This window comes from Nocardioides sp. NPDC054178 (assembly GCF_055585005.1).
Map to the genome: position 1 here is coordinate 57,208 of NZ_JBVJKY010000007.1, position 16,435 is coordinate 73,642.

General features: G+C 69.2%; 20 protein-coding genes. 6 read left to right on the forward strand and 14 right to left on the reverse strand.

Features of this window, described 5'->3' with window-relative positions; genetic code table 11:
• Nucleotides 1-7: 7 nt before the first annotated feature.
• The 4 genes from pcaDC to pcaH are packed head-to-tail and all read right to left on the reverse strand — an operon-like array spanning nt 8 to nt 3,742.
• Nucleotides 8-1,159 carry a bifunctional 3-oxoadipate enol-lactonase/4-carboxymuconolactone decarboxylase PcaDC gene (gene pcaDC / locus ACZ6WN_RS22750; RefSeq protein ID WP_465867834.1) on the reverse strand — a complete coding sequence of 384 codons (1,152 nt, stop codon included), beginning with the start codon at nt 1,157-1,159 and terminating at the stop codon, nt 8-10.
• Nucleotides 1,160-1,170: 11 nt separating this feature from the next.
• Nucleotides 1,171-2,430 carry a lyase family protein gene (locus ACZ6WN_RS22755; RefSeq protein WP_465867836.1) on the reverse strand — a complete coding sequence of 420 codons (1,260 nt, stop codon included), beginning with the start codon at nt 2,428-2,430 and terminating at the stop codon, nt 1,171-1,173.
• 8 nt (nt 2,431-2,438) lie between these two features.
• On the reverse strand, nt 2,439-2,984 hold the full coding sequence (pcaG, locus tag ACZ6WN_RS22760; protein ID WP_465867837.1) for a protocatechuate 3,4-dioxygenase subunit alpha: 546 nt from the start codon (nt 2,982-2,984) through the stop codon (nt 2,439-2,441).
• Complete coding sequence (pcaH, locus tag ACZ6WN_RS22765; RefSeq protein ID WP_465867839.1) at nt 2,981-3,742, reverse strand: protocatechuate 3,4-dioxygenase subunit beta; 762 nt, start codon at nt 3,740-3,742, stop codon at nt 2,981-2,983. The genes pcaG and pcaH overlap by 4 nt, the downstream gene beginning before the upstream one ends.
• A 70-nt stretch (nt 3,743-3,812) precedes the next feature.
• On the opposite strand from pcaH, the gene ACZ6WN_RS22770 reads away from it, so the two are divergent.
• From ACZ6WN_RS22770 to ACZ6WN_RS22780, 3 genes are all read left to right on the forward strand, one after another.
• Nucleotides 3,813-4,556: an IclR family transcriptional regulator gene (locus tag ACZ6WN_RS22770; RefSeq protein ID WP_465867841.1), complete on the forward strand. Its 744-nt coding sequence runs from the start codon at nt 3,813-3,815 to the stop codon at nt 4,554-4,556.
• A gap of 89 nt (nt 4,557-4,645) precedes the next feature.
• A complete protein-coding gene (gene cobT, locus ACZ6WN_RS22775; RefSeq protein WP_465867843.1) occupies nt 4,646-5,695 on the forward strand; it encodes a nicotinate-nucleotide--dimethylbenzimidazole phosphoribosyltransferase in 1,050 nt (349 codons plus the stop codon).
• Nucleotides 5,695-6,468, forward strand: coding sequence for an adenosylcobinamide-GDP ribazoletransferase (locus ACZ6WN_RS22780; protein ID WP_465867845.1), 774 nt, complete (start codon nt 5,695-5,697; stop codon nt 6,466-6,468). The genes cobT and ACZ6WN_RS22780 overlap by 1 nt, the downstream gene beginning before the upstream one ends.
• Here the strand turns inward: ACZ6WN_RS22780 and cobU are convergent.
• Nucleotides 6,465-7,004 carry a bifunctional adenosylcobinamide kinase/adenosylcobinamide-phosphate guanylyltransferase gene (cobU, locus tag ACZ6WN_RS22785; RefSeq protein ID WP_465867847.1) on the reverse strand — a complete coding sequence of 180 codons (540 nt, stop codon included), beginning with the start codon at nt 7,002-7,004 and terminating at the stop codon, nt 6,465-6,467. The two genes, ACZ6WN_RS22780 and cobU, sit on opposite strands and share 4 nt — an antisense overlap.
• Nucleotides 7,005-7,040: 36 nt before the next feature.
• Between cobU and ACZ6WN_RS22790 the strand changes: the two genes are divergently transcribed.
• Nucleotides 7,041-7,829 (forward strand): metallophosphoesterase family protein, encoded by a 789-nt coding sequence (locus ACZ6WN_RS22790; RefSeq protein WP_465867849.1) that lies wholly within the window; start codon nt 7,041-7,043, stop codon nt 7,827-7,829.
• Between the two features lie 33 nt (nt 7,830-7,862).
• Here ACZ6WN_RS22790 and ACZ6WN_RS22795 read toward each other — a convergent pair whose 3' ends face one another.
• The 7 genes from ACZ6WN_RS22795 to ACZ6WN_RS22825 all read right to left on the reverse strand — a co-directional run bounded on the left by ACZ6WN_RS22795 (nt 7,863) and on the right by ACZ6WN_RS22825 (nt 13,509).
• A complete protein-coding gene (locus tag ACZ6WN_RS22795) occupies nt 7,863-8,624 on the reverse strand; it encodes an ABC transporter permease (RefSeq protein ID WP_465867850.1) in 762 nt (253 codons plus the stop codon).
• Complete coding sequence (locus ACZ6WN_RS22800) at nt 8,621-9,394, reverse strand: ABC transporter ATP-binding protein (protein ID WP_465867851.1); 774 nt, start codon at nt 9,392-9,394, stop codon at nt 8,621-8,623. The genes ACZ6WN_RS22795 and ACZ6WN_RS22800 overlap by 4 nt, the downstream gene beginning before the upstream one ends.
• Complete coding sequence (locus tag ACZ6WN_RS22805) at nt 9,391-9,762, reverse strand: DUF1048 domain-containing protein (protein ID WP_465867852.1); 372 nt, start codon at nt 9,760-9,762, stop codon at nt 9,391-9,393. The genes ACZ6WN_RS22800 and ACZ6WN_RS22805 overlap by 4 nt, the downstream gene beginning before the upstream one ends.
• 3 nt (nt 9,763-9,765) lie before the next feature.
• Nucleotides 9,766-10,092 (reverse strand): PadR family transcriptional regulator, encoded by a 327-nt coding sequence (locus tag ACZ6WN_RS22810; protein ID WP_465867854.1) that lies wholly within the window; start codon nt 10,090-10,092, stop codon nt 9,766-9,768.
• 206 nt (nt 10,093-10,298) lie between these two features.
• Entirely contained in the window at nt 10,299-10,859 is a 561-nt protein-coding gene (locus ACZ6WN_RS22815; RefSeq protein WP_465867855.1) for a hypothetical protein, read from the reverse strand.
• A 23-nt stretch (nt 10,860-10,882) separates the two neighbouring features.
• On the reverse strand, nt 10,883-13,201 hold the full coding sequence (locus ACZ6WN_RS22820) for a hypothetical protein (RefSeq protein WP_465867857.1): 2,319 nt from the start codon (nt 13,199-13,201) through the stop codon (nt 10,883-10,885).
• Nucleotides 13,201-13,509, reverse strand: coding sequence for a hypothetical protein (locus ACZ6WN_RS22825; RefSeq protein ID WP_465867859.1), 309 nt, complete (start codon nt 13,507-13,509; stop codon nt 13,201-13,203). The genes ACZ6WN_RS22820 and ACZ6WN_RS22825 overlap by 1 nt, the downstream gene beginning before the upstream one ends.
• A 358-nt stretch (nt 13,510-13,867) precedes the next feature.
• Between ACZ6WN_RS22825 and ACZ6WN_RS22830 the strand changes: the two genes are divergently transcribed.
• Entirely contained in the window at nt 13,868-14,218 is a 351-nt protein-coding gene (locus ACZ6WN_RS22830) for a hypothetical protein (RefSeq protein WP_465867861.1), read from the forward strand.
• A 16-nt stretch (nt 14,219-14,234) separates the two neighbouring features.
• Here ACZ6WN_RS22830 and ACZ6WN_RS22835 read toward each other — a convergent pair whose 3' ends face one another.
• Nucleotides 14,235-15,254: an alpha/beta fold hydrolase gene (locus ACZ6WN_RS22835; protein WP_465867863.1), complete on the reverse strand. Its 1,020-nt coding sequence runs from the start codon at nt 15,252-15,254 to the stop codon at nt 14,235-14,237.
• A gap of 77 nt (nt 15,255-15,331) precedes the next feature.
• Here ACZ6WN_RS22835 and ACZ6WN_RS22840 point away from each other — a divergent pair, with 77 nt between their 5' ends.
• Nucleotides 15,332-15,907, forward strand: coding sequence for a TetR/AcrR family transcriptional regulator (locus tag ACZ6WN_RS22840; RefSeq protein WP_465867864.1), 576 nt, complete (start codon nt 15,332-15,334; stop codon nt 15,905-15,907).
• On the opposite strand, the gene ACZ6WN_RS22845 is transcribed toward ACZ6WN_RS22840, so the two are convergent.
• Nucleotides 15,870-16,430 (reverse strand): DUF6199 family natural product biosynthesis protein, encoded by a 561-nt coding sequence (locus ACZ6WN_RS22845; RefSeq protein ID WP_465868287.1) that lies wholly within the window; start codon nt 16,428-16,430, stop codon nt 15,870-15,872. The genes ACZ6WN_RS22840 and ACZ6WN_RS22845 overlap by 38 nt on opposite strands.
• Nucleotides 16,431-16,435 lie beyond the last annotated feature (5 nt).

Consider the following 16,435-nt stretch of genomic DNA (forward strand, 5'->3'; position numbering starts at 1 on the left):
CGACAAGCTATTCGTTCAGGACCCGGTTGGCGACGGCAAACGCGGTGTTGGCGGCGGGTACGCCGACGTAGATCGAGGTCTGCAGGAGCACCTCGATGATCTCCTCACGGGTCAGCCCGTTGGTGAGGGCGGCGCGGAGATGGAACTCGAGCTCCTCGAAGTGGCGCCCCGCGACCAGGGCGGTCAGGACGCCGATCGATCGGTCCCGGCGGGCGAGGCCGGGGCGGGTCCAGATCGTGCCCCAGGCGTAGCGCGTGATCAGGTCCTGGTAGTCGCGGTTGACGTCGGTGATCGCCGCGGTGGCCCGGTCGACGTGGGCGTCGCCGAGCACCTGGCGGCGTACGTTCATCCCGGCCGCGTAGGCCGGGTCCGATGCCGTCACGTGGGACGTGACCAGGGTGGCGACGGCGTGCGGAGCCTCGGCGGGAGCCAGGTGGCCGACGGCGTCGAGGGTGACCAGCCGCCCGTTGCGCACCCCGACGGCGATCTCCTCGAGCGAGGCCGGCGGCGTCGGGGCATCGTCGAGACCCGCGACCGTCAGGACCGGGGCGGCGACCTCGGCGAGCCGGCCGCGGACGTCGTACGCCGCCAGCGCCTCGCACACCAGCGCGTAGCTCTCCGCGTCGGCGTCGCGCAGCGAGTGGAGCAGGACGCCGCCCCGGGCGGGCTCGCGCTCGAGGAAGCCGGGGGCGAACCAGCGCTGGGTGGAGCCCGCGATCTGGGAGGCGGTGCCGGCGGCGCGCACGGTCGTCGCCCGGTCGTTCCAGCCCTCGGGCTCGCCGATCTTCGCACCGGTGTTGGTGAGCACCGCGGCGCTCACCCGGGTGGGGGCATCGAGCATGAGCTGGAGGCCGACGGCTCCGCCGACCGAGTCGCCGGCGTAGGCGAAGGTGCCGTGGCGCTCGCCGCGGTCGGTGAGCACCCGGTCGACACAGGCGAGCACCCCGGCGGCGAGGTCGGCCATCGAGAACGGCTCCTTGGTGGGAGCGCCGTGGCCGTGGCCCGGGAGCTCCCAGCCGATGACGTGGAACCTGTCCGCGAGCAGCTCGGCGGTGGCGGCCCAGAGCGCGCTCACCGAGGTGCCGAGCGACGGGCCGACGACCAGGAGCGGCTTGCTCGGGTCTCCGGCCAGCTCGACGGGGGTGATCCTCGGAGTCATGACGCTTCCTTTCAAAGTCCGGTCTTCCAGATTTCGTGGGCGCGGGCGAGAGTGGTGTCGATGAGGGCATCGGTGGCGCCGAGATAGGCATCGAGACCTGCCGCGGCCTCGGAGCCGGCCAGGATCTCGCCGCCCACGAATCCGGTCAGCGACCGCTGCTCGGCCAGCAGGTCCGCGCCCGCGGCCTCGGCGGTGGCGCGCATCCGGGCGGCGTCGACACGGAGCCCGGCGAGCAGCTCGGTGGTCTGCGAGGCGGCGACGGCGCTGCGGCGGGCGAGGATCTGCAGCGTCTCCCACTCGACGTGCCAGGCGCCGTCGGGACGCTCGTCGAGGTAGGAGGCCGCGGCGGTGTGGAGCGTCGCGGCCAGCGGGGGAGCAGCGAGCGCGTGGCGGCGGATGAGGACCGAGAGCACCGGGTTGGACTTGTGCGGCATCGTCGAGGAGCCGCCGCGGCCCTCACCCGCCGGCTCGGCGAGCTCGCCGATCTCCGGGCGGGTCAGCAGGGTGATGTCGGTGGCGATCCGGCCCCAGGTGTCGGCCGCGGTGACCAGCGCGTCGGCGGCCGAGGTCAGCGGGGCGCGGTTGGTGTGCCAGGGGACCCGCGGGGTCAGTCCGAGCGTGGTCGCCGTGGTCGCGGCGCCCTGCTGGGCCGCGGCCACCGGATCACCGAGACCACGGAGCCGGGCCAGGCCGACGACCGCCGCCAGGGTGCCGGCCGCGCCGCCGACCTGGGCGGGCAACGACGTACGCGTCGCGCGGAGCGCCTCGGCGGCGTCGCTCAGACCGCCGAGCCAGGTCGCGGCCTTGAGGCCGAAGGTGATCGGCACCGCGTGCTGGGTCAGGGTGCGGCCCGACATCACGGTGGCGCGGTGCTCCCGGGCGAGACCGGCCAGCGCGGCGGCCTGTGCGGCGAGCTCCCCCTCGACTCGATCGAGCGCGTCGCGCAGACAGAGCACGAGCGCGGTGTCGACGACGTCCTGGCTGGTCAGGCCCTTGTGGAGCCACCGGGCCGCCTCACCGTCGAGGCGGCTCCGCAGGAGCTTCACCAGGCCGATGACGGGGTTGCCCCCGGCCTCCGCACCCTCGGCCAGCCCCGGGACATCGGCCTCGGAGACCAGGCCGGCCAGTGGCGTACGCGCTTCCTCGGGGGCTATCCCCGAGGACACGATCGCGGCCAGCCAGGCCTCCTCGACCCGAACCATCGCGGCGAGGTAGGCGGCCTCGGAGAAGAGGTCCCCGGCGCGCTCCTCGCCTGGCCACAGCAGCGACATTCGACTCCTCAGCCGTAGGTAAGGAAAGTGGTCTCGCGGTCGCCCTGGAGGTGCACGTCGAATCGCAACCCGGTTGCGTCCGCAGATGCCACCAGCGTCGCACGCTCGTCCTCGGACAGCGACACCAGCAGGGGGTCACCGGCGTTGGCGGGGTGCTCGGGCAGGTAGATCCGGGTGTGCAGCTTGTCGAGCAGACCACGGGCGAAGACGGTGAGAGCGACGAACGGCGCCGCGCCCTCCTCGGCCGCGCCGGGGAGCACCGTCGAGAAGGTGTAGTGGCCGTTCGGGTCGGTGTCGGCGCGGCCCCAGCCGGTGAAGGTCCAGCCGTCGCGGTGCAGCGACCCCTCGGCCTGCGGGACGTTGCCCTCGGCGTCGGTCTGCCAGATCTCCAGCAGCGCGTCGGGGATCGGGTTGCCGGCGCCGTCGTAGACCCAGCCGTGCAGCCGGATCGAGCCGGGGCTGCCCGGCGGGACCAGGTCGGCGTCGCCCTCGTAGGGGAGCGCGTAGCCGAAGAAGGGGCCGATGGTCTGGCCCGGGGTCGGGATGGTGCTCACAGGTCGCCCTCCTCGGGCTCGGTCCAGGTGCGGCTCGGGCCGGTCAGGACGATGTCCCAGCTGTAGCCCATCGAGTACTCGGGGGTGGAGAGGTCGTGGTCGTACCTCGCCACCAGGGCGTCACGGTCCTTCTGCGAGGTGATCGACTGGTAGATCGGGTCGAGCGCGAAGAGCGGGTCGCTGGGGAAGTACATCTGCGTGATCAGCCGCTGCGTGAACGCGCGGCCGAAGAGCGAGAAGTGGATGTGCGCCGGCCGCCAGGCGTTGATGTGGTTGCCCCACGGGTACGGCCCCGGCTTGATCGTCTGGAACCGGTAGCGCCCCTCGGCGTCGGTGATGCAGCGGCCGACACCGGTGAAGTTGGGGTCGAGCGGAGCGGGGTGCTGCTCGCGCTTGTGGATGTAGCGGCCCGCGGAGTTCGCCTGCCAGATCTCGACGAGCTGGTTGCGCACGGGGCGTCCCTCGCCGTCGAGGACCCGGCCGCTGACCGTGATCCGCTCGCCGATCGGCTCGTTGCTGCCGGCGATGGTCAGGTCGGCCTCGAGCGGCTCCACGTCGGAGTGCCCGAAGCACGGAGCCCACAGCTCGATCGTCTCCGGGTCCGCATGGCGCGGGTCCTTGGTGGGGTGGCGCAGGATGCTGGACCGGTAGGGCGGGTAGTCCAGCAGGGGCTGGCGTACGTTCTGGCCCTCGGAGTCGGCCTCGATCTTCGCTATCTCGGCCGAGAGGTCCGCTTGAGTCTCAGTGGTCGCTGTCACGTTCCGAACGCTAGGTGCGGGAGGCGTACGATGAAAGCGCGGAATTCCGCTGAGCAAAAGGAGGCGCCGAATGGCAGGTGGCAGTGGAGGCCGCACGGTCGCCTCGCGCGTCCTCGGTCTCATCGGTGCCTTCGACGCCGGTCATCGCCGGCTCACCCTCAGCGAGCTCGCGTCGCGTGCCGACGTCTCCCTCCCGACCGCCCACCGCCTGGTCGCCGAGCTGGTCGAGTGGGGCGGCCTGGTGCGGGACGAGGATGGGACGTACGCCGTCGGCCGCCGGCTGTGGGACGCCGGCCTGCTCGCCCCGGTCGCCACCGACCTGCGATCGGTCGCGGCCCCGTTCCTCCACGACCTCTACGGCGCGACCCTGGAGACGGTCCACCTGGCCGTGCGCGAGGACGACCACGTGCTCTACCTCGAGACGCTCCGCGGCACCCGCAACGTCCCCATCGTCTCCTCGGTCGGCTCACGCCTGCCGATGTACTCCACCGGTGTCGGCAAGGTGCTCCTGGCCCATGCGCCCGAGGACGTACGCAACCGGGTGCTGGCCGGCCCGCTCAGACCGTTCACCCGCCACACCATCACCAGCCCCGGCCTGTTGCGGCGCCAGCTCGACCGGGCGATCTCCGAGGGCTATGCGACCACCGTCGAGGAGATGACCCTCGGCGCCTGCTCGGTCTCGGTCCCGATCACCACCGCCTCCGGCGTCGTCGGGGCCCTCGGCATCGTCGTCTCCGACCTCCGCCGCAACCGCCTCCGCCTCGTCTCCGCACTCAAGGTCGCCGCCCAGGGCGTCTCGCGAGGCCTCACCTGACCCCGCTGGTCGAGCCAGCTCCACGCTCGCTGGCGCTCACGGCTCAACCAGCGAGGCCTGGCTCCGGCGGGGTGGGGTACCTTGCGCTGGTGACGATCCAGACCCCGCACGAAGACGTACGCCGCGCCGCCACCGAGCGGCTCGGCGCCCTCGCGACACCTCCCGGAGCCCTGGGCCGCCTGGGAGAGCTGGCGGTCTGGGTGGCCGCGTGCCAGGGCGAGGTGCCGCCGCGACCGGTCGACAACGTACGACTGGTGATCTTCGCCGGTGACCACGGCGTCGCCCAGCACGGGGTCTCGGCGTTCCCGTCGGCGATCACGGGCGCGATGGTGCGTACGTTCCTGGGCGGCCGGGCCGGGGTCAGCGCCCTCGCGAAGGCGCACGGCGTCCAGGTCCGGGTGCTCGACCTCGGTGTCGACGAGGAGTTCGAGGAGCTCGACGCGGCGACCCGCGAGGCCCTGACGCGGCACAAGATCCGGCGGGGGAGCGGTGCGATCCATCTTGAGGACGCGCTCACCGCCGAGGAGACCATGGCCGCGCTGGAGGCCGGTGCCGCGGTGGCCCGCGAAGAGATCGCCGCCGGTGCGCAGCTGCTGATCAGCGGCGACATGGGCATCGGCAACACCACGCCCGCGGCGGCGATGGTGGCCGCCGGGCTCGGGCTCCCCGCGAGCGAGGTAACCGGCCGCGGCACCGGCATCGGCGATGACGCGCTGCGGACCAAGACCGAGGTCATCACCACCGCGCTGGCCCGTGCCGGTGAGCGTGTCGAGGACCCGATCGAGACTCTCGCCGCGCTCGGCAGCGCCGACCTGGCGGCCACGACCGGCTATCTCCTCGAGGCCGCCCGCAGCGGCACCCCGGTGCTTCTCGACGGCCTGATGAGCGTCGCCTGCGCCCTCACCGCCGACCGGATCGAGCCGGGCGCGGCGGCGTGGTTCGCCGCCGGCCACCGCTCCACCGAGCCCGCCCAGTCGATGGCACTGGAGAAGCTCGGCCTGGCGCCGCTGCTCGACCTCGACCTGCGGCTCGGCGAGGGCTCCGGCGCGGTCGCCGCGGTCCCGGTCGTACGCAGCGCCGTCGCCCTCCTGCGCGACGTCGCTCTCCTCTCCGAGCTCGCCCCGGGCGACCCCGCCTGATGTTCCTGCGGGACGCCTGGCGTCTCGCGGTCGGCACGCTGACCGCGATGCCCGTGCCTCCTCCCGAGCACGTCGACCGCCGTCGCGCCGCGGTGGCAATGGCGGTCGCGCCCCTGGCCGCGCTGCCCCTCGCGCTGGGCGCCGGCGCTATCGCACTCCTGGGACAGCTCGCCGGCCTACCGCACACCGTCATCGCCCTCCTGGTGATCGGCGCCGTGGTCGTCGGCAACCGGGCGCTCCACCTCGACGGCCTCGCCGACACGGTCGACGGGATGGCCGCCTCCTACGACCGTGAGCGCTCGCTGGCGGTCATGAAGACCGGCACCTCCGGCCCCGCCGGCGTCACCGCGATCGTCCTGGTCCTCGGCCTCCAGGTGGCCGGGCTGGCCTCGGTGCTCGGCGACGAGGTCCTACGCTCCTCGGTGCTCGTCGCCGTCGCCGTCTGCGCCTCGCGCGCGGCCCTGGCACTGTGCTGCACGCGCGGCATCAGGCCGGCGCGCGAGGACGGGCTGGGGCGTACGTTCACCCAGACCCTGCCGCCCCTGGTCACCGTCGTCGTCTGGGCCGTCGTCGCGGCCGCGCTCGCAGGTGCCGGCGCCTGGGCCGGGCTGCCGTGGTGGCGAGGAGTCCTCGCGGTCGTCGTCGCCGCAGCCGTCGTCGGTGTGATCGTCCTGCGGGCGGTCAAACGATTCGGCGGAGTGACCGGCGACGTCTTCGGAGCGACCGTCGAGGCGGCGCTGGCAGCCGTCCTGGTCACGCTGAGCGCCGGCTAGAGCTTCAGGACCCGTCCGGCGATGACGAGGTGCACCTCGTCGCAGGCCGCGGCCAGCCGCTGGTTGACCAGCCCCAGCAGGTCGCGGAAGAGGCGGCCCGAGCGATGCGCCGGGACGACCCCGAGGCCGACCTCGTTGGTCACCAGCACGACGTCCCCGCCGTGGCGGCCGAGGACCGTGACGGCGTCCTCGACCAGCGCCGAGACCGCCGCGGTCGCCTCCTCGGACGTGGCCTCCCACAACCCGCGCGAGTCCATGACGGCGGTGAGCCAGGTGCCCAGGCAGTCGACCATGACCGCATCGTCGGCGGCCAGGGCGTCGGCCAGCGCCCCGGCGAGATCGCGCGACTCGACCGTACGCCACCGCTCCGGCCGCCTGGCCCGATGCGAAGCCAGCCTCGCGGCCCAGTCGGGATCCGGTTCCTCCTCGAGCGTCGGCCCCGGGGCGACGTACGCCACCGACGGCGCGGCCGCGAGCAGCGACTCGGCATGCCGGGACTTCCCCGAGCGCACCCCACCCGTCACCAGAATCCTCACCGGGCCAGTCTCCCAGCCATCGCATAGCCTGCGCCCATGACCCCAGAGCGCATCGCGCTGATCTCGGACGTACACGGCAACCTCACCGCCCTCGAAGCCGTCCTCGCCGATATCGAGGCGCGCGGAATCACCAGGATCTTCAACCTCGGCGACTACGTCGGCAAGGGCCCGCGAGGACGTGAGGTCGCCGAGATCTGCCGGGAGCGGTGCGAGGTCAACATCCTCGGCAACTGGGAGGACTTCCTGCTCGCGCCCGAGCCCGACTTCGGCCGTGAGTCGGTCGGGCTGATGTGGTGGCGGCTGCAGGCATGGGAGCAGGCCGAGTGGCTGCGTACGCTCCCGTTCAGCCACGACTTCACGATGAGCGGCCGCCGGATCCGGCTCTTCCATGCTTCCGAGGAGACCGTCCACCGCCGGGTCAGGTTCGACCACGACGAGCAGGAGTTCCTGGGCCTGTTCCAGAACACCGAGGCGACCGGCCTCGACGTCCCGGAGCCGGACATCGTCGGCTACGCCGACACCCACGACCCCTACTACGAGACCGACCGGGAGCGGCGCACCGTCTTCAACACCGGCAGCGTCGGCAACTGCATGAGCGACCCGACACCGGTCTACGTCATCCTCGAGGGCGTCATGGACAGCGAGCAGGCGGCGCCGTTCGGCATCCAGTGGGTCCGGGTTCCCTACGACGCCGAGGCCGAGATCGCGTACGCCGCCGGTGTCGGCATGCCCGAGCTCGACGAGTACACCTACGAGCTGCGGACGGGTTTCTACCGGGGCAACCTCAGGGACGGCGAGCAGCCGACCTACCACCGCAAGGGGTAGATCGGCTCTTCACCGCTCCTGAACCTGAAGCCGTCAACTGATCTTGCGCCGGTAGACGGCCATGGCCGCGATGTAGGAGACGACCAGGATGCCCACGCACCAGGCCAGCGCCACCCAGATGTCGTCACCGACCGGCTGCCCCGCGAAGAGGGCCTGGATGGTGTTGACGATCGAGGTGACCGGCTGGTTCTCGGCGAAGGCGCGCACCGGCCCCGGCATCGTCTCCGTCGGCGCGAACGCCGAGCTGATGAACGGCAGGAAGATCAGCGGGTAGGAGAACCCGGTGGCCCCCTCCATCGTCTGTGCTGCCAGGCCGGGGATGACGGCGAGCCAGGTCAGGGCCAGGGTGAGCAGCCCCAGGATCCCAGCGACCGCGAGCCAGGCGCCCAGGTCCGCCGAGGTGCGGAACCCCATCACGAACGCGACGCCCAAGATGATCACCATGGTCAGCATGTTGGCCACCATCGAGGTCCCGACATGTGCCCACAGCACCGCCGAACGGGCGATCGGCATCGACTGGAACCGCTCGAAGATCCCGCTCTTCATGTCGGTGAAGAGCCGAAGCGCGGTGTACGCGATGCCCGAGGCGATCGCCATCACCATGATGCCCGGGAGCACGTAGTTGACGTAGTTGTCGGTGCCGGTCCGGATCGCGCCGCCCAGCACGTACACGAAGAGCAGCATCATCGCGATCGGGGTGAGCGCGGTGGTGATGATCGTGTCCGGGCTGCGGGTGATGTGCCGCAGCGAGCGCCCCAGCAGGGTGCCGGCATCGGCGAATGCGTGCTTGTTCATTTCTGTGCCCCTTTGTTGGTGGAGCCGGTGAGTGAAAGAAAGATTTCTTCCAGCGACGGCTGCTTCTCTACGTACTCGACCTTGGCCGGCGGCAGCATCGCCTTGAGCTCGGCGAGGGTGCCGTTGGCGATGATCGCCCCGCCGTGCAGGATGGCGATCCGGTCGGCGAGCTGCTCGGCCTCCTCCAGGTACTGCGTGGTGAGCAGGACGGTCGTGCCCTGCTCGGTCAGCTCCTTGACCACCTTCCACACCTCCAGCCGCGCCTCCGGGTCCAGCCCGGTGGTCGGCTCGTCGAGGAAGATCACCGACGGCGACCCGATCAGCGACATCGCGATGTCCAGCCGCCGTCGCATGCCGCCGGAGTACGTCGCGACCTTCCGGGCGCCCGCCTCGACCAGGTCGAAGCGCGTCAGCAGCCCGTCGGCGATGTCGCCGGGGGAGGGGAGGTGACGCAGCTTCGCGACCAGGACCAGGTTCTCCCGCCCGGTCAGGATCTCGTCGACCGCCGCGAACTGACCGGTCAGCGAGATCGCCTCCCGCACCCGCTGCGCCTCCTCGACGACCGAGGCACCCTCGACCAGCGCAGCGCCGGCATCGGGTTTCAGGAGCGTCGAGAGGATGCGTACGGCGGTGGTCTTTCCGGCCCCGTTGGACCCGAGCAGCGCGAAGATCGAGCCCCGCGCCACCTCGAAGTCCACCCCACGCAGCACCTGGTTGTCCTTGTAGGACTTCTCCAGTCCCCGTACGGAGATGGCGGCTGTCGCGCTCATGACTCGTCCTCCTTGTTGATGGTGTCGATCGCGGCGTTGAGCCGGTTGCGCTCCTTCTTGATCCAGGCGCCCTCGGAGTAGTTCCTGGCGAACTCCTCGACGAACTCGACCGGGTTGTCGCCCACGATCGCGCTGACGGGAGTGCCGTCCGCAGCGCTCTGCTCGAAGAGGTCGAGCAGATCGCCACCCATCTGGGTGAGTACCTCGCTGTCGGCGATGCCGCCGGCGTACATCAGGTACCGCTGCACCGCGTCGTGCGCCTTGCGGTGGCTCGGGGGCAGCTGTGCCACGCGCGCCTTGTAGGACCGCCACTGCCGCTTCTGGTCGATGCTGCCGACCACGGTCTCGAAGATCGATCGGATGGACATCTCTTACTTCCCTTCTCGGAGGTTCTCCAGGCGCTCGGCCAGGAACCCCCACGTCGTCCAGAACTCATCCAGGTACTTCTGGCCCGCCTCGTTCAGCGAGTAGACCTTCCGCGGCGGCCCCTTCTCGCTCGGCCGCTTCTCCACGTCCACCAGCCCGTTCTTCTCGATCCGGACCAGCAGCGCGTAGACCGTGCCCTCGGCGATCTCGGTGAACCCCTGGCTCCGCAGCCAGGTCGTGATCTCGTATCCGTACGCCGGGTTGCCGGTCAGGAACGCCAGCACGATCCCCTCCAGCGTGCCCTTGAGCATCTCGGTCATCTGCTTGCCCATCGGGCACCTCCCCTCTGCCCAATTCCGGGCTACTCAGTATTGCTAGCTACCAGTACATAGTAGCGCTGAGTAGTGCCGAAAGGTCAAGTCCTTATCGCAGGCAGAAATGCCGGCGGCGCTGGTACGACGGCCTCAACCGTCGTACCAGCGCCGCTGGTCAGTGTCTTACTCGGTGCCTTCTTGTCGTCGGTCTCCCGAACCGATGGCTACGACTCGGACGGGTCCTTGGTAGAGCACCCGGCTGCTGTCGCGACTGCCTCGACCAGCGCGCGCCGCTGCTCCTCGGTCGCGTCCTCTCGGCCGAAGGAGCCACCGGCGGTGGGCGTCGAAGACTCCGATGGTGCCGTGCAGGCCCACCGCCAACTGGAGTGGTCGTCGCCAGAGAAACTCGTCGTTGCGACTCCGTCATGCACCTCGAACTTCTCCGCGGACTCGCTGATGGCCTCGATCAAATCGTCCGCGTCCACGCCGTTGGTAAGCGAGTACGTGAATGTCATCGAGGGTGCATCCTCCGTCGTCCGTACGTCGCACTCCATCTTCGTTATGCCCCCGCTCCCGCTGTTGAGCGGAAGGTCGCCGCCGCGCGGTGCAGGTGAGCTGTCGGCGGTCGATCGGGTGGCTACCTCGTTCGCGGTGAACCTTTTCGTCCCCATGACGCCTTCAACCGCATCCACCGCGACTCCGCAGACCGACTCCTTCGAGTAGACCGGCGGCTCATCTTCGCCGCCACATCCCGACAGGACCTGCGCGGCTCCGAGGAGTACCAAGGTGGCTGCCGTACGAATCATCCTCAACCGTGGTCCTCCAGCTTCTTCCGGTTCTGGTAGTTGTCGTATCCGTTGTCGACCGCGCGCTTGACAGCGGAACCGATCCCGCTCTCGTCCTCAGGCCGCCTGAGCATCGCTTCCATCTCTGCGGGCGTCAGGGATCCGGGTGGCTTGAGGTTACCTTCCGAGTCCCGAGGCCAGTCTTCAGCGATTCCGTTGTTGAACCGCAGACTTCCATCGGCCCCCTGGTCGACCTGCTCGGGGAGATTGCCCAGTTGTTGTGCATGTCCCTCGGCGTGGGCCATTGCGTAAAGGCTTTGCAGTTCGGTGCTGCGACGGGCGCTCGCGTAGGACTCGTCGCCTTCAGCGGCGGCCACGCCCGCGGGGTCGCCGACATACCCCTTGATGATCTGATCCTTCACTTGGTCGACCAGGTAGCCGCCGACAGGACCGGTGCCATCTGTAGGGATTGCGTCGAGTGGGAGGGTGAACATCTCTGCGACCCTCTTGCGATCTTCGGCCTCATTCTCACCATCGGCGACTGCGCCGTCGGCCAGGTTGTCCTCCAGGAAGCCACGGAGACCAGCCGCACGGTGCGTTGCGCTCACCAGGGGATCGTCTGACCCAACGTCGAATGAAGGGTCCCCGGTGCCAACTCCGTCGAGCGTGGCCTGAGCGCCACGATCCAACAGCAATTGGTTGAACTGGGCCGCGCTTGATCCCACGACACTCGTCGCAGTCTCGTTTCCTCCGATATGCCGGAGTACCTTGCCGAGATCGTCTCTTGAGAAGTCTGCGTGGTGGTCCAGCAGCGGAGGCTTGATCGGTGCAGCGTCATCCACCACCTCCGGATAGACATCTTCCATGTAGGTGGCGATGATCCCGCCGAGTTCTTCATCGTAATGGTCGTCCAACTCGTTCTTGGCCGCGTAGTCGATGGTCCACGAAGCGATGTCGGCCGCCTTCTTGCCAACCTCACCCTCCTGAGCAGCGGCATCGACGGTGGCCACGCGAACCACGCTGTCCATGTCTTCAGCGAGGTGGTTGGCGGTGAGACGGTCGTGCATCAGGTAGCTGGCCATGTTCTCGTCGCCCATGACCGCCTGGGCAGAGCCGATCCCGTTGTCGGCGACCTTGACGAACTGACGGAGGGGGTCGCCGTTCTCGTCCATGAACGACTCGCCGCCGAAGAAGAGGCCGTTGTTGATCTGGGAGTACCGGAGAGGGTCGCCGTTCTCTGTCTCCAAGAGTTGGGTGCCGAGCTTGTGCGTGAAGTCGGCGCCGAGCTCGACGTTACGTCCTTCGGCGGCGTGGAGAAGGATGGCGGCAGCTGTTGAATCCTGGCCGATTTTCTCGGCGTAGTCCGCGTTGTCGATCCAGCCGTCCCGGGACGCAGAACCGAGGAGAGCAGCGAGGTTGCCGGCACCCTCTTTCTGGAGCTTCTGCAGTGCCATGGTTTCGTCGCCGATCGTGACCGGCGGGTTCTCGTAGTCGGGGTAGGTGATCTGGTTCCTGGTCCAACCAGTCATCTGGTGGATGACGTTGTTCACGCCCTCCGGGCCCAGGCGATCGATGACGGCCTCGCCGAAGTCACGGTCGTCGGAGTGCTTCCCGAGGATGCTGAACCACTTCTCGGCCTCCTTACGCTCCGCGACACTGTCGATGTCGTCGAGATCCTCGAGCTTCTTGGCGGTGTAGTCACCGATCTGGGCCTGCACCTCGGGTGGGAGCACCTCCCAGCTGTCATCCATCAGCTCGGGGTTGTCCAGAAGCTTCTTGGCGAGCTCGTCGTCCGAGAGCCCTCGGAGCTCCGGAGGAAGCGTTGCTTGTTCGATCGACCCGGTACCGCCGTCGTACCCACCCTTGGTCGCGCTGTTGAGGACCGCGACCAGGTCGTTCTCAGCGCGTTCCGCATCGGTGAGTGCGTCCTGGATCGTCTGGGCCAGCTCCTTCATAGTGGCCTCGTCGCCGTCCTCGGTCTTGGCCTCTCCTGCCGTGATCGAGATGGGACTGCCAGTGCTGACCTTCCAGCCCTTCCCTGTCGCGGCTTGGTAGGCGCCTTGGGCGGAGCTCTTCGCCTTCTTGATCGTGGCGCTGGCGTCGTCGAGGCCCATGATGACCTGCCCGAGCGGAGCGGCGATGTCGTTCAGACTCTCGACCAGACCTCGGTGGCGGTTCTCGGCGCGAGTGGCGGCCTCACCGATCCACGTGTCAGGGACCTTGCCGGCATCCATCTCGTCCTGCTGGTCTAGCAGCTTCTTGCGAGCGGTGTTGAGGTCATCGGCTGCGGTGTCGAGCCCTTCTGGCTTCCAGCTCTGCAGCTTCTCATAGGTGACGGCCATCAGTCTCTTCCGATCATTGCTTCGCGGTAGCGCGCCTGCTGCGCCGTGATGGTGTCGGCCTCCACAATCGCGTCGGCGTCGGCGACGGTGGTCGTTTTGTGGTCGCGGGCATCCTTGACCCACTTGTCCTTATCGCTCTTCCACTCGGCCTTGAGGCCATTCGCGGCGCCGACGACCGTGCTGTCGGGCAGCGCAGCAGCGACCTTGCCCATCGGGCCTTCGAGATCGAGACCGGCGACGGCGTCGGCCGCGGTGCCGATGGAGTTGGCCGCTTTCTTCACCTGCGGCACGACGATTTCGACGTTCACGAGAGGGTCCCCCAAGACGTTCGGAGCGATTGGTAACTATCTCCTACCCCAAATTCCGGAGTTCAAACACAAATCGTCGAGAAATCTTGTACCGAGCCGCTCCCGCATCTCGACGCGCTCGCCCGCGCGGATCTGCCCGAAGGTGCCCGGACTCTGGGATAGCGTCGTGGGCCGTACGAGGTCCGTCCGGCACCGGCAGGGCGGGCTCGATCCCACGGGACGGAAGGGCGCGATGTCACAACCGAACGAGGCGGCAGGAGCGGGACCGGCTTGGTCAACGGCGAACCCGTCGACACCTGCCAGTGGTCCGCAAAGCGGCGGATGGCTCGGGCTCACCGGGCTGGGAATCGGGGCGGGAATGCTGGTGATCGTCGCCCTGGTGCGGGTGATCGTCGGGATCCCGGACGTCAGCCAGGGCTACTACAACGCCCTCGTCAGCATGGAGGATCGGCCGATCATCTGGCTGGTCCTCGGGCTGCTCATGATCGCCTCGATCATCCCGATCGCTGCGGCGGTGGTGCTCGGTCACCTCGGTCTGAGCCGGGCGAAAGCAGCCGGAACGAGCGCCGCGGCGGCGGGGATCGCGCTCGGGATCGGCTACACGCTGGTGGTCTTCTGGGGCGTACGCGCCATCAACGCGATCACGAACACCGCTCAGTTCAACGGCGGCTTCAGGATGTTCATCGAGTACTTCGGGCTCTGGGCATAACTCTGGGCAGAAACCGTCAACGTACGTCTGCCCAGAACCTTTCGAGCTCGGTATCGAGCTCGGCCGCGACCTGCATGGGCAGGGAGTGGGTGGTCTCGGGCCAGACCTTGACGGTCGCGTGGGGGAGTCGTTCGGCCCTCTCGGCGGCGTCCTCGCCGCCGGCCAGCGACTTGTCGCTCGCGATCGCGACGTAGACCGGCATCCGGAGGGCGCGGATCTGGGCGTCGGTCAGGCGTGAGGGCGTCGGCAGGCTGCCGGAGTCGAAGTGCGCCGTCCCGGCCGCGATCATGCGAGCCATCGCGTCCTCCGGGTCGACCTCGTCGTCCTCGACGCCGCCGATCCGGTTCAGCGCGTGGTCGCGCCAGGAGTCGGGCAGGAAGGGGAGTGCGGCCACCGCCGACCAGCCGATCGCCCAGGCCGGCAGCATGCCGAACGTCATGATCGGCTCGAGCAGGGTGAGGCTGGCCAGGCGATCGGGGTAGCGCACGGCGACGGCCGCGGCGAGCCCGCCGCCCTGGGAGTGACCGACCAGATGGATCCGCTCGAGCCCGAGATCAGCCAGCGCCTCCTCGACCCAGCGGGCGTTGTCGTCCATCCCGCGCAACGGCAGGGTCTGCTCGGAGAGCCCGCTGTCGCCGATCGCGTCGAAGGCGTAGACCGTGCGGTGCTCGGCGAAGTCACGCAGGTTCTCGCCCCACATCGGTACGCCGCTGGCCAGCCCCGGCACGAGCACGACGGGGACCTCGTCGACCGGGTCCGGGTCGATCCAGGCATAGGTCCGGACCGTGCCGAAGGTGGTCTCCACGTCCTGCGTCTCGGTCGGCTTCGGCAGCGCGGCGAAGGCCGCCTCGTACGCCTCGGTGTAGGCCTGGCGTCCCGCCGGGGTGCGGAAGTGGCCGACGCCGGGGCCGCTCGTGCCGAGCACCATCACCAGGCACCCGGTCGAGACGACCGCGACGACGGTGAGGAGCACCACCGGCCAGCGTCGGCGATTCCTGCGCGGCTCGCTGCCCTCATTCTCGATTGCTCCGTCCATGTCATCCCCTCGTTCCCGATAACGATGCGATCGCATTGAAACCCGTTGCGATGCGACTGTATTGCTAACCTGGCGCCATGCCAAGAGCCGTCGACCACGAACAGCGCCGGTTCGAGATCGTCGCCGGGCTCTGGCAGGTCGTCGCCGAGCAGGGGATCGAGGGCGTCAGCCTGCGGACCGTCGCCGCCCGGGCGGGGGTCTCGATGGGCCGCGTGCAGCACTACTTCGGCACCAAGGACGCGCTGGTCGTCGCCGGCATCGACCTGCTCATCAAGCAGGCCGTCATCGAGTACGAGGCCACCGAAGGACGCCCGCCCGAGGACCGCCTCCTCCAGCTCCTGCTCCGGCAGATCCCCGCCACCGAAGCAGGCCGGATCGGGGTCACCGTCTGGTACGCCTACGTCGCCAAGGCGATGACCCACACCGCCGTACGCCGGATCCTGGCCGAGGCGACGAGGGTCGGTGTCGAGGAGTGCACCCGCCACCTCCAGGAGGCTGACGGTCTCGATCAGGCCGAGGCTCGTGCGCGCGCCATCGAGCTGCTCTCGCTCTCCGACGGCCTCACCCTGCGGGTCCTGATCGGAGACATCACCGCCGATGAGGCCGACGCCTCGATCAGGGCATACAGGTCGCGCCTGACCGCGTCAGAGTGAAGAGGGTCCGTCCGAACGTGCCGAGTTTGGCGTTCTCGCTCCGCAGAGAGACGAGATCGCCATCCGTCCGCGCTTCGACGACCAGTTCGGCCTTCTCATACGCTGCGAGGGAATTGAGGGACTCCCGGTTGGTGAGCTTTCCTTGCGCGTCCCACTTCGCCTCTTCTTCGAACGTCGGTTTGAGTCGTTCGCACTCCTCCTTGGCATGGCGTGAGGCTTCCGCTGTGGTGTCCTGTGGGTCCGCGGTGGCGGTTATCGGTGGGGCGGAGCGCCCATCAGGATCAGTCGTTGTCGTGGGCGCGCTGTCGCTATCTCCTGGCCCGCCGAAGGCGAAGACGGCGGCGAAGACGAGGAGGGCGACGCCGACGGCTGCCGCGCCGAAGCGGGTCAGGCCGAGATAGAGGTCGGAGGGCTCGGCGTCGCGGAACTTCCAGCCTTCCTCGAGGAAGAAGCCGACCTCCGGCCGTGCGGCGATGAAGAAGGACCACGCGGCCCCGAGAACGAGGATGATCACGAGCAGCATCACGC